We start from the raw sequence: 12,331 nt of genomic DNA, 5'->3' as shown, positions 1-12,331 counted from the left end.
ATGGCGAGCCAAGCGCAATCCCCGACCGACCCTCGGCTGCCTGTCACCGTGCTGTCCGGCTTCCTCGGCGCCGGGAAGGCCACCTTGCTGAACCAAGTCCTGGCGAACCGCGAAGGACGGCGTGTCGCTGTCATCGTCAACGACATGTCCGGAGGTGAACATCGACGCTGCCCTGGTCGAGCAGGGCGGCAGCCTATCGCGTACCGAGGAGAAGCTGGTGGAGATGTCGAATGGCTGCATCTGCTGCACCCTGCGGGACGACCTGATGCAGGAGGTGCGGCGCCTGGCCGAGGAAGGCCGCTTCGACGCGCTTCTGATCGAGAGCACGGGCATCAGCGAGCCCATGCCGGTGGCCGCCACCTTCGACTTCCGCGACGAGAACGGGCAGTCGCTTGACGATATCGCCCGCCTCGACACCATGGTGACGGTGGTGGATGCCCAGGCCTTCCTGCGTGACTACGGCTCCGCCGACACCCTGGCCACGCGCGGCGAGACGGCGGGCGAAGGCGACACCCGGCTGCTGGTGGACCTGCTGGTGGAGCAGGTGGAGTTCGCCGACGTCATCGTGGTGAACAAGGCGGACCTGGTGAACGCGGAGGAGTTGCAGCGCCTCTCCAGCATCCTGGCCACCTTCAACCCGCAAGCGGCTATCATCCCGGCCACGCTGGGCCAAGTGCCGCTGGCGGCGGTGTTGGAGACCGGCCGTTTCGACTTCGCCCGCGCCCAGCAGGCGGCGGGGTGGAGCCAGGCGCTGGCGGGCCACCACCTGCCGGAGTCGGAGGAGTTCGGCATCCGCAGCTTCGTCCGGCGCGCTTCCATCGCTTCCTGCAATCCGAGATGCCCGGGGTGGTGCGCGCCAAGGGCTTCTTCTGGCTGGCCAGCCGTATGGCCTGGGCGGGATCATGGCAACTGGCCGGGGCGGTAGGGCGGCATGAGGCCGCAGGCTTCTGGTTCGCTGCCGTGCCTGAGAGCCGCTGGCCGACCGACCCGGAATGGCGTGAGGGCGTGCTGCGCAATTGGGTAGAGCCTCATGGCGACCGGCGGCAGGAGATCGTCTTCATCGGCGTCGAGATGAACGAGGCTGCGCTGCGCCATGCATTGGATGCCTGCCTACTGACAGATGTCGAGATGCGGGGCGGGCCGAAGGCTTGGGCAAGGCTACCGGACCCGTTCCCTGAGTGGCGCCAAGCCTAAGGCTACGGTTCCGCGTCCGGCGTCATCAGGGTCGTCGGGTCACATCCCATTGCCTTGAGGTCGGCCGGGCGCTTGCCCGTGAGCACGTTCATTCGGCCGCCTGCCGCTTGGTGGATGCCTTGACCTCAGCGGGGGAGAGCAGCAGCAGCTTGCCATGCTGCACCCCGCGCTCCGCGCTGACGGCATCGGCGAAGCGCCGGACCAGGGCCGCGTCGCCCTTCAGCACCGCCACCTCCAGGCAGGCGTGGTGGTCCAGGTGGACATGCAGGGTGGCCACCGAAAGGTCATGGTGGTCGTGGAAGGAGTTCGTCAGGCGCTCCGGAAGGTCGCGGCGATGGTGGTCGTAGACATAGGCCAGCGCGCCGACAGAGGGACCCGCCGCCTGCCGTGTCTCCGCCGCCTGCTGGAGACCCGCGCGAACGAGGTCGCGTATCGCTTCCGAGCGGTTGTCGTAACCCAGGCCATCAACCTCCCGCAGCAGGTCGTCGTCGAGGGTGATGGTGATGCGCTGCATGCCGCCTCTCGGGCTGGGGTTGATATGCGAATTCATGGAAATTAGCATACCGCGCTCTTTGCGAGGACGAGAATTACCATGCTGCGCCGCTCGATGCTGCACGCCATGTCCGGGTTCGCGGCGCTGGCGGCCCTGCCCCCTGCATTCGGCCAGAACGTGCGGCGCAGGCTGACCTTCTCCTGGCCCACCAATGCCGGGCCGCTGCACCCGCACCTCTACTCGCCCAACCAGATGTACGCCCAGTCCATGCTCTACGAGCCCCTGGTGCGCTACGTCGAGGGCGGCAAGATCCTCCCGGCATTGGCCACGGCCTGGGAAATGGAGGAAGACGGCCGCGCCTGGCGCTTCACCCTAAGGCCTGGTGTCCGCTTCACTGACGGCACCCCCTTCGATGCCGCCGCCGCCGTGGCCAATGTCAACGCGGTGCTGGGCAACCGGGCGCGCCATGCCTGGCTGGAGCTGGTGAACCAGATCGACGGGGCCGAAGCCATCGATCCGGGCACGGTCCGCCTGCGGCTGAAGGGGCCTTACTATCCCGCCTTGCTGGAGCTCGCCCTCCCGCGCCCCCTGCGCTTTGTCTCTCCGGCGGCGCTGCGACCGGATGGCAGCATCGCCGCGCCGGTGGGCACCGGTCCCTGGGTGCTGGCCGAGACCGCGCACGGGCAGCACGACCGGTTCCGCCGCAACGAGCAGTACTGGGGCGAGAAGCCGGTGCTGGAAGAGGTGCTGGTGCGCGTGCTGGGCGACAGCAACGCCCGGGCATTGGCACTGGAGAGCGGCGAGATCGACCTGACCTATGGCACCGACCAGCTCGACGCCGACACCTTCCGCCGTTTCGCCGCCGACCCCCGCTTCACCACCGCCATCTCGCCGCCGATCGGCACGCGGATGCTGGCGCTGAACTCGGCGCGTTTTCCTACGGATGAGCTGGCGGTGCGAGAAGCCATTGCCCAGGGCATCGACCGTGCTGCACTGGTCCGCCACATCCTGCTGGACACCGAGCCCGCGGCCGAGACCCTCTTCGCCAGGAACTTCCCCTATACCGACCTCGGCCTGCGCGCGCCCGCCTTCGACCGCGCGGCGGCGACGGCCCGGTTGGACGCTGCGGGCTGGCGCCTGCCCGCGGGTGGGCGCGTCAGAAGCAAGGGTGGCAAGGAACTGGCGCTGGATCTCTGCTTCATCGGCGCGGATGCCTTGCAGAAGGCCATCGGTGAGGCCGTACAGGGCGATCTCGCCCGCATCGGCATCGCGGTGCGGCTGGTGGGGGAGGATGCCAGCACCTATTACGGCCGCCAGCGCTCCGGCGAGTTCGGCATGATCTTCGGCGACAGCTGGGGCGCCCCCTACGACCCGCATGCCTTCATGAGCTCCATGCGCGCGCCGTCGCACGCCGATTACCAGGCGCAGCGCGGCCTGCCGATGAAGTCCGAGATCGACCGCCGCATCGGCGCCGTCCTGTCCATCACCGAGGAGGCCCGGCGCGCGGAGGAGTACCGCTGGCTGCTGACCACGCTGCACGAGCAGGCCGTCTACTTCCCGGTCTCCTTCTTCACCAACAAGGTCGTCCACCGCCCCGCGCTCGGCCGGGTGCCGTTCGGCGACATGCGCACGGACATCCCCTTCGACCGCATCGGCCGGGGCTGAGCGTGCTCGGCTTCGCCCTGCGGCGGCTGGCCACGCTGCTGCCGCTGCTGCTGATCGTCTCCTTCGGCTTCTTTGCCATGTTGCGACTGGGGCGCGGCGACCCGGCGCTGGACTACCTGCGGCTGGCGCAGATCCCGCCCACCGATGCGGCGCTGGCCACGGCACGGCAACAACTCGGGCTGGACCGGCCGCTGCTGGTGCAGTTCCTCCACTGGCTGGGCGACGCGCTGCGCGGCGACCTTGGCGCCTCCTGGTTCACCGGGCGGCCGGTGACGGAGGAGATCGCGCTCTTCCTGCCCGCCACCCTGCAACTGGCGGGCACGGCCATGCTGGTCACCATCCTGGCCGGGGTGCCGCTGGGCATCTGGGCGGCGATGAACCGCGACCGCTGGCCGGACCACCTGACACGGGCCATCACCTTCCTCGGCGTGTCGGTGCCGAACTTCTGGCTGGGCTTCCTGCTGGTGCTGCTCTTCGCCGTGACACTGGGCTGGCTGCCTGCCGTCGGACGGGACGGCCCTTCCAGCATCATCCTTCCCGCGCTGGCCACGGCGGCCATGTCGGCCAGCGTCATGCTGCGGCTGGTGCGCGCCTCGGTGCTGGGCGTGCTGGGGGAGCCTCACCTGCGCTTCGCCCGCGCCCGTGGCCTGCCAGCCCGCACCCTGCTGGGTCGTCACATCGTGCTCAACGCCATGGTGCCGCCATTAACCGCGATCGGCCTGCATCTGGGCGAGTTGATGGGCGGCGCCATGGTGGTGGAAACCGTGTTCGGTTGGCCGGGCCTGGGCCGCTGGGCCTTGCTGGCCATCTCCAACCGCGACTACCCGGTGCTGCAAGGCTTCGTGGTGGTGATGACCACGGTGTTCGTGCTGTGCAACCTGCTGGTGGACCTGACCTATGCCTGGCTGGACCCGCGCATCCGGCTGGAGCGTGCGGCATGAAGCGGGTCTTTGTCCCCCTGGCTATAGCGCTGGTGGCGTTGATGCTGGGCGCCGCCCTCCTGGCGCCCTGGCTCGCGCCTTACGACCCCGCGATGACCGACCTGTCGCAGCGCCTGCGGCCGCCTTCCGCCGAACACTGGCTGGGCACCGATCATCTGGGGCGCGACCTTCTGTCGCGGCTGCTCTGGGGCGCGCGCGCCTCCTTCGCCGCCGTGGCGGCCATCCTGCTGCTTGTGCTGACACTGGGCTGCACGGTCGGCATGGTCGCGGGGCTGCTGGGCGGCGCGGTGGACGCCGTGCTGATGCGCATCTGCGACGCCTTCATGACCGTGCCCACACTGGTGCTGGCGCTGTTCATGATCGGCGCGCTGGGCACCGGGCTGACCAATGTGGTGGTGGCCATCGCGCTGTCGCACTGGGCCTGGTACGCGCGGCTGGTGCGCGGCATCACGCTGTCGCTGCGCGGCAGGGATTACGTCACCGCGGCGCAAGTGGCGGGCCTGTCGCGCCTGGCGATCATGCGGCGGCACCTGCTTCCGGCACTCGCCGGGCCGCTGGCGGTGCTGGCCAGCCTCGACCTCGGGCACTGGATGCTGCATGTGGCGGGCCTGTCCTTCCTCGGCCTGGGGCTGGCGCCGCCGGCCGCCGAATGGGGCATCATGATCAACGACGCCCGGCCCTTCTTCCGCACCGCGCCGATGCTGGTGGTGCTGCCCGGCGCCGCCATCCTGCTGACCGTGGTGGGCTTCAATCTGCTGGGCGACGCCGTGCGGGACAGGCTGGACCCCGCCATGCCGGACCACGTGCATTGAGCGCGCGCAGCCTGTCGGTGGGCGGCCTGCACCTGGCTGCCGAAGGGCGCCTGCTGGTGCGGGGCGTGTCCTTCACGCTGCGGCGCGGCCGCGTGCTGGGGCTGGTCGGCACCAGCGGCAGCGGCAAGAGCCTGACAACGCTGGCCATGCTCGACCTGCTGCCGCCCGGCGTGCGGCAGATCTCCGGCATGGTGGCGCTGGACAACGCGCCGGCCGACCGCGCGGCGCTGCGCGGCGGGACGGTCGGGCTGGTGCAGCAGGCGCCGCGCGGCGGCTTCAACCCGCTGGTGACGATCGGCCGCCACTTCGCGGAGACCCTGGCCTGCGACGGCGTCCGCGGCGCCGCGGCGCGCGACGCCATGCAGGGGCTGCTGCGAGAAGTCGGGTTCGACGATCCGGCCTCGGTCACCGGCCGGTACCCTTCGCAACTCAGCGGCGGCATGTTGCAGCGGGTGATGCTGGCCCTGGCGCTCTGCCGCGACCCCGACTTCCTGCTGGCCGACGAGCCGACCACCGACCTCGACCTCGTGGTGCAGGCGCAGCTGCTGGACCTGATGGAACGGCTGGTGGTGCGGCGCGGCCTGGGGCTGCTGCTGGTGACGCACGACTTCTCCGTCATCGCCCGGCTGGCGGACCAGGTCGTGGTGATGGATGCCGGGCTCATCGTGGAGCAGCAACCCGTGCACCGCCTCTTCGAGGACCCGGCCCATCCGCGCACCCAGGCCCTGATGGCCGCGCATCTGGCGCTCTACGCATGAGCCTGCTGGACCTCCGTGCCGTCTCCCACGGCTACCGCCAGGGCGGGCTGTTCTCGCGGCGCGGGGCGAAGCCGGTGTTGCGGGAGGCCTCCCTGCGCGTCGCGCCCGGCGAGTGCGTCGCGCTGCTGGGCCCGACCGGCTCGGGCAAGAGCACGCTGGGCCGCCTGGCGCTGGGGCTGGAGCGGCCCTGGGCGGGCGAGGTGCTGTTCGACGGCGCGCCGCTGCTGAACCGGCGCGGCCGCATGGCGCCCGGCAACCGCCGCGCCGTCCAGGCGGTGTTCCAGGACCCGCACGGCGCCACCAGCCCGCGCCTGACGGCCTTCGAGGTGGTGGCGGAGCCGCTGCATGCCGAGGAGCTGGATCGGTCCACCCTGCGCGACCGGGTGGCCGCGCTGCTGGAGGATGTCGGCCTCGACCCGGCGGCCATGGACCGGCTGGCGCATCGCCTGAGCGGCGGGCAGTTGCAGCGCCTCTGCATCGCCCGCGCCCTGGCGCCCGCGCCGCGCCTGGTGCTGCTGGACGAGGCGGTGAACAGCCTGGACCTGGAAACCCAGGCGCGCGTGCTGGAGCTGCTGCGGAGCCTGCGGCGGCGAACCGGGATGGCCTACCTGTTTGTCACGCACGACCTGCGGCTGGTGAAAGGCTTCGCCGACCGCTGCTACGTCATGCAGGACGGCCAGTCGCTGGAGGTGGCGGATCCCTTCGGCCCCGGGCCGGTACCGCCTGCCATGGCAGCGTTGCGGGCGGCGATCCTGCCGGCCTGGCCCAATCCCCGATCGTCCCGGCAGCGTGCAACCACCGCGGCTGTCATCTCGTGACAACTTGGTATCGGCTGAGAAGGTTCGGAGACGGCAGCCTACACTGGGGGCAAGGATGCTGATCGCCCAGATATCCGATCCTCACCTGCGGCCGCCTGGGATCCTCTACCAGGGCCTGGTGGACTCCAACGCGATGTTTGACGCGGCAGTCCGCCACCTGAACGCCCTTGATCCGGCTCCGGACCTCGTGCTGCTCAGCGGTGACCTGGTCGATGAGGGAACGGCCGAGGAATACGCCGCCGCCCGTCAGGCCCTCTCCGCCATCCGGAAGCCACTGCTTGCCATCCCTGGCAACCACGACCACCGCGAACGCTTCCGATGCTGCTTTCGCGACCGAGGGTATCTGCCATCCGAGGGACCGCTGCACTTCGCGCAGGGCGCCTTCGGGCCGGTGCGCATCCTGGGCCTCGACATCACCGTGCCCGGCGAGCACCACGGCGATATGACCGACGAGGCATGCGCCTGGCTTGCCGCAAGGCTCGCCGAGGAACCGTCACGGCCAACCCTGGTGATGATGCACCAGCCACCCGTCGAGAGCGGCATCCCTTACATCGACAAATACAACTGCCGAGGCGGCGAACGCCTCGCCGACATCATCACGCGCTACCCGAACGTGGAGCGCATCCTCTGCGGGCACATCCATCGAGCGATGCAGTGCCGTTTCGCGGGAACGATGCTCGCGACGGCCCCAAGCACGACGACGGCGATCGCGTTGCGCCTTTCGCCCGACGCCGCACCTGGCTCCTTCCTTGAGCCTCCAGCGCTGCTGCTACACCAGTGGAAGGAAGGCCGTGGGCTGATCACCCACGTTTCGCCGATCGGCGCATTCTCAGGGCCGTGGCCTTTCTTTTGAGGGTACCCTGAACGATGTCCGAGTCGGGACACAGGCCAGCTCCGCCATCAATGGTCCCCTGGGACAACCTCATGAGGCATCAATGAGATGCCTAGAGTCTGTTATGGACCTGCGGCTGGGTAACGATCAGGCTGCGCGGCATGAGTGCCCGCAAGCCCTACCCCTCTGACGTTTCCGACGACGAATGGGCGTTGGTGGCGCCCTACCTGACATTGCTGTCCGAGGATGCTCAACAGCGTGAGCACGGCTTGCGCGAGGTGTTCAACGGTCTGCGCTACGTGGTGAAGACCGGCGCGCCCTGGCGCTGGATGCCGAACGACCTGCCGCCCTGGGCCGCGGTGTACCAGCAGGCCCAGCGCTGGTGGGCGGCGGGGTGTTTCGAGGCGCTGGCCGAGGATCTGCGCACGGTGCTACAGCTCGCCGCGGGGAGAAAGGCGCGGCCCGGTGCTGCGATCCTGGACAGCCGGACGCTGCGCTCCTCACCCGAAAGCGGAACCCGCGCCGGGTACGACGGTGCCAAGCGCAAGAAGGGCTCCAAGCTGCACCTGGCGGTCGACACGCTGGGGCATCTGCTGGCGTTGCACGTCACGCCCGCCAGTGTCGACGACCGGGCCGAGGTTGGGCGGCTTGCCCAAGCAGTGCAGGCCTCCACAGGCCAGAGCGTCGATCTGGCCTATGTTGACCAGGGCTATACGGGAAGCAAAGCAGCCGATGCCGCGAAGGCCCCCGGCATCGAACTGGAGGTGGTCAGATTGCCAGACGCCAAGCGCGGCTTCGTGCTGCTGCCGCGGCGCTGGGTGGTTGAGCGCTCATTCGCCTGGGCAACCCGCTTCCGGCGCGTGGTAAGGGACTACGAGCGCTACGCCAGCACCCTTGCCGATCTCCACCTCGTCGCCTTCGCCTGCATCAGGCTCAAGCAGGCCGCTCAACTCGCCGCAGATCCATAACAGCCTCTAAAGAGGACGGAGGCCAAGAAGCAAAATCAACCACTTGGCACCCATTTAGTGCGAGCAATAGTCACTTTGTGCAGGTATTGCTGGACCGCGACAACAACTTCGCTACACGTCGAGATTCGCCACCTTCAGCGCATTGCCAACGATGAACTCGCGGCGCGGCTCGACGACATCGCCCATCAGGGTGGAGAAGACCTGCTCGGCATCCTCCACATCCTCGATCCTGACCTGCAGCAGGGTGCGCGCCGCGGGGTCGAGGGTGGTGCTCCAGAGCTGGTCCGGATTCATCTCGCCCAGTCCCTTGAAGCGCTGGATGGCCAGGCCCTTGCGGCCCTGGGCCAGGATGCGGTCCAACCCGGCCAGGGGGCCGCGCACCTCGATGGGCGCGCCGGATTCCAGCACCAGGCTGACCGGCTGGCTCCAGGCGCTGGCCAGCGCGCCGTGCCGTTCTGCCAGCCAGCGCGCCTCGGGCGAGCGGAGGGCGACGGCATCCAGCCGGTGCCGCTCCGCGACACCGCGCACAGTCCGGCCCATGACCAGCCCCTCGGCGCCGGTGGCGACCTTCCAGCCGCGTTCATTTGGCAAGGCCAGGGTGTCGAGGCGCGCCGCCAGGCCGGGGGCGGCGGCCAGCGCGCTGGCGGCATCCGTGGTCAGGGCGCCGGCGATGGCGGCCTGCTCGATCAGCTCCACCGGCTGGCTGCCGGCCAGCCGCCGGATGCGGCTGGCGATCTGGCGCATGCTCTCGACCACCTCGCGCAGTTCGTCCTCGCGCGCCTCGCGGCCATCGGCGAAGCGCAGGCTGGCGCCGTGCAGCGCCTTCTCGAGCAGGTAGTCCTCCAGCGCCCGGTCGTCCTTGAGGTAGCGTTCCTCCTGGCCGCGCTTGGCGCGGTAGAGCGGCGGCTGGGCGATGTAGAGATGGCCGCGGGCCAACAGTTCCGGCATCTGCCGGAAGAAGAAGGTCAGCAGCAGGGTGCGGATATGCGAGCCGTCCACGTCGGCGTCGGTCATGATGACGATGCGGTGGTAGCGCAGCTTGTCGGCCGAGAAGCCGCCCCGCTCCACCGGCCCGGTGCCGATGCCGGTGCCGAGCGCGGTGATCAGCGTGCCGATCTCGGCGGAGGACAGCATCTTGTCGATGCGCGCGCGCTCGACATTCAGGATCTTACCTTTCAGGGGCAGGATCGCCTGGAAGCGCCGGTCGCGGCCCTGCTTGGCGGAACCGCCGGCGGAATCACCCTCGACGAGGAAGATCTCGCACTTCGTCGGGTCCTTCTCCTGGCAATCGGCCAGCTTGCCGGGCAGGGTCGAGATATCGAGCGCGTTCTTGCGGCCGACCTTCTCGCGCGCGAGTTGCGCCGCCTTACGCGCGGCGGCGGCCAGCACGACTTGGTCGAGCACCTGCCGCGCTTCCTTGGGATGCGTCTCGAACCAGTGCGAGAGGGCATCGGCGACGGCGGCATGCACCACCGGCTGCACCTCGGAGGAGACCAGCTTGTCCTTGGTCTGCGAGGAGAACTTGGGGTCCGGCACCTTGACCGAGATGACCGCGGTCAGCCCCTCACGCATGTCCTCGCCGGACAGCTCGACCTTCTCCTTCCTGGCCAGTTCCTCCGCGTACTTCATGACCACGCGGGTCAGGGCCTGGCGGAAGCCGGCCTGATGCGTTCCGCCGTCACGCTGCGGGATATTGTTGGTGAAGCACAGCGCCACCTCGTGCGGGCTGCTGTTCCACCACAAGGCCATCTCGACCTGGATGCCGCCGCCCTCCTTGGCCCGGAGGCTGACCGGTGGGCGGAACAGCGGCTCCTTGCTGCGGTCGAGCCATTCGACGAAAGCCACGAGCCCGCCATCGAAGCGGAACACCGTCTCGCGCGGCGCCTCGCCGGCATCGACCAGGCGCTCGTCCCGCAGCGTGATGCCGAGGCCGGAATTCAGGAAGGCCAGTTCACGAAGGCGCTTTTCCAGCACGGCATAATCATATTCCGTGCGGGTGAAGGTCCCGGCCGAAGGCTTGAAGGTGACGCGCGTGCCATTGCCGCGACTGGCCGGGCCCACAACCTTCAGCGGCTGCACCGTGTCGCCATGCTCGAAGCGGATGAAGTGCTCCTGCCCGTCGCGCCAGATCGTGACATCCATCCATTCGGACAGGGCGTTCACGACAGCGGCGCCGACGCCGTGCAGGCCGCCGGAAACCTTGTAGGAATTCTGGTTGAACTTGCCCCCGGCATGCAGGCGGGTCAGCACCACCTCGGCTGCCGAGACGCCCTCCTCGGCGTGGATGTCGGTGGGAATGCCGCGGCCGTCATCAACGACGGTGACGGAGCCATCGGCGTTCAGCACCACCGTGCAGGTGGTGGCGTAGCCGGCCTGCGCCTCGTCCACGGCGTTGTCGATGATCTCGAAAGCCATGTGATGCAGGCCGGAGCCGTCATCGGTGTCGCCGATATACATGCCGGGGCGCTTGCGGACCGCCTCCAGTCCGCGAAGCACGGTGATGGAGGCGCTGTCATAGGAATCCGCCGGCTCGGAGGCGGGGGACGGCGCGCGCGCAGACTCACTCATGCCGGCGGAAAACTCCTGAATCTGGCAGGCTGAAAGACAGGATTTTATAGCACCTTACGCCCGGGCCGGCACGGGTAAATCGGCGGCCGGCCGGAGCCCGTCCGGCATGGCCTCCAGCATCTGCGCCCGCCCCGCCAGGCTGGCGAAGGGGGCGGGCTCGGTGCCGGTGAGGAAGCATTGCGCCGGCAGGTCCACCAGGGCTTCGAACAGCGCCTGTCGCCGCGACGGATCCAGATGCGCCGCCACCTCGTCGAGCAGCAGAAGCGGCGCGAAGCCGCGATGCGCCGCCACCAGGGCCGCCTGGGCCAGCACGACGCTGACCAGCAGCGCCTTCTGCTCTCCGGTGGAACAGATCTCCGCAGGCAGGTCTCCAGGCTGCAGCAGCATGCGAAGGTCGGTGCGGTGCGCCCCCTGACGCGCGCCGCCGGCCGCGGCATCGCGCGGCCTGTCGGCCGCCAGACCCTCCCGTAAAACATCTTCCACAGCCAGGGCGGGCTCGCGGTCCAGGGCCTCGGCAATGGGGCAGAGCAGTTCGAGACGGGCTGCGGGAAAGCCGCCGGCGATGCCGCCCCTCAGGGCCTCATTCAGCCGAAAAAGGGTGGCCCGCCGGGCGGCCACGGCGGCGACGGCGTGGCGCGCCATGCCGTCCTCCAGCGCGGCGAGCCAGCGCCTGTCCCGCCCCCCCTCGCTCAGGAGACGATTGCGTTGGCTCATGGCGGTATCATGGGCGGCGACGTCCCGTGCATGGCTTGGCTCCAACGCCCAGACCAGACGGTCGAGAAAGCGGCGACGGCCACTGGCGCCTTCCTGGAACAGTCGGTCCATCTGCGGCGTCAGCCAGAGCGCGGCGATATGCGCGGACAGTTCGGCCTGATTGCGCAGCAAGTTTCCGTCCAGCCGAAAGCTGCGGCGATCCTGGCCGGCCTCGCAGCCGGTCCCGACCACCAGGGGCCCCGCGAATCCCTCGAAGTGGCCCGCGACAGACCAGCCGCCCCCGGCATCGGCAGACCGTCGCGGAAGCTCCGCTGCCCTCGCCTGGCGCAGGCCGCGGCCGGGGGCAAGGAGGCTGATCGCTTCCAGCAGGTTGGTCTTGCCCACGCCATTGGCGCCCGTGACAACGACGATGGGATCGGAGAAGCGCTGATCGAGTTCGGCGTAGCTGCGGAAATCATGCAGCATCAGGCGCGACAGGCGCAGCGGCGGAGAGGAATGCACAAACGGCTTTTAGCACCCGCTTCCAGAGGAAGGGAGTGCTGCGCACGATGTTCTGTTTCTGATTCAA

Annotated in this window: 10 protein-coding genes and 1 pseudogene; 8 read left to right on the top strand and 3 right to left on the bottom strand. The window is 69.2% G+C overall.

Annotated features, from left to right (window positions below):
• Nucleotides 1–1,194 (top strand): annotated as a pseudogene (gene zigA / locus D9598_RS06480) (zinc metallochaperone GTPase ZigA).
• A gap of 88 nt (nt 1,195–1,282) precedes the next feature.
• On the opposite strand, the gene nikR reads toward zigA, so the two are convergent.
• A complete protein-coding gene (gene nikR / locus D9598_RS06475; RefSeq protein ID WP_198365612.1) occupies nt 1,283–1,708 on the bottom strand; it encodes a nickel-responsive transcriptional regulator NikR in 426 nt (141 codons plus the stop codon).
• Nucleotides 1,709–1,786: 78 nt separating this feature from the next.
• Here nikR and nikA point away from each other — a divergent pair, with 78 nt between their 5' ends.
• The 7 genes from nikA (at nt 1,787) to D9598_RS06440 (ending at nt 8,481) form a co-directional block, all read left to right on the top strand.
• A complete protein-coding gene (gene nikA, locus D9598_RS06470; protein ID WP_198365611.1) occupies nt 1,787–3,352 on the top strand; it encodes a nickel ABC transporter substrate-binding protein in 1,566 nt (521 codons plus the stop codon).
• 2 nt (nt 3,353–3,354) lie between these two features.
• Complete coding sequence (gene nikB / locus D9598_RS06465; RefSeq protein WP_198365610.1) at nt 3,355–4,293, top strand: nickel ABC transporter permease subunit NikB; 939 nt, start codon at nt 3,355–3,357, stop codon at nt 4,291–4,293.
• The gene (gene nikC / locus D9598_RS06460) at nt 4,290–5,105 is read left to right on the top strand and encodes a nickel ABC transporter permease subunit NikC (protein WP_198365609.1); all 816 of its coding nucleotides are present in this window, start codon (nt 4,290–4,292) and stop codon (nt 5,103–5,105) included. The genes nikB and nikC overlap by 4 nt, the downstream gene beginning before the upstream one ends.
• Nucleotides 5,102–5,863, top strand: coding sequence for an ATP-binding cassette domain-containing protein (locus D9598_RS06455; RefSeq protein ID WP_198365608.1), 762 nt, complete (start codon nt 5,102–5,104; stop codon nt 5,861–5,863). Before nikC ends, D9598_RS06455 begins: the two co-directional genes overlap by 4 nt.
• Nucleotides 5,860–6,681: an ATP-binding cassette domain-containing protein gene (locus D9598_RS06450; RefSeq protein ID WP_198365607.1), complete on the top strand. Its 822-nt coding sequence runs from the start codon at nt 5,860–5,862 to the stop codon at nt 6,679–6,681. The genes D9598_RS06455 and D9598_RS06450 overlap by 4 nt, the downstream gene beginning before the upstream one ends.
• Nucleotides 6,682–6,736: 55 nt before the next feature.
• The gene (locus D9598_RS06445) at nt 6,737–7,534 is read left to right on the top strand and encodes a phosphodiesterase (protein WP_198365606.1); all 798 of its coding nucleotides are present in this window, start codon (nt 6,737–6,739) and stop codon (nt 7,532–7,534) included.
• 140 nt (nt 7,535–7,674) lie between these two features.
• On the top strand, nt 7,675–8,481 hold the full coding sequence (locus tag D9598_RS06440) for an IS5 family transposase (protein WP_198365605.1): 807 nt from the start codon (nt 7,675–7,677) through the stop codon (nt 8,479–8,481).
• A gap of 111 nt (nt 8,482–8,592) precedes the next feature.
• On the opposite strand, the gene gyrB is transcribed toward D9598_RS06440, so the two are convergent.
• The gene (gyrB, locus tag D9598_RS06435; RefSeq protein ID WP_198365604.1) at nt 8,593–11,049 is read right to left on the bottom strand and encodes a DNA topoisomerase (ATP-hydrolyzing) subunit B; all 2,457 of its coding nucleotides are present in this window, start codon (nt 11,047–11,049) and stop codon (nt 8,593–8,595) included.
• Nucleotides 11,050–11,103: 54 nt separating this feature from the next.
• On the bottom strand, nt 11,104–12,228 hold the full coding sequence (recF, locus tag D9598_RS06430) for a DNA replication/repair protein RecF (RefSeq protein ID WP_198365603.1): 1,125 nt from the start codon (nt 12,226–12,228) through the stop codon (nt 11,104–11,106).
• Nucleotides 12,229–12,331 lie beyond the last annotated feature (103 nt).

Origin of the sequence: Roseomonas sp. KE0001, assembly GCF_016107285.1 — a bacterium.
Classification (GTDB): Bacteria; Pseudomonadota; Alphaproteobacteria; order Acetobacterales; family Acetobacteraceae; genus Pseudoroseomonas.
This window is presented reverse-complemented; position numbering and strand designations above follow the sequence as displayed.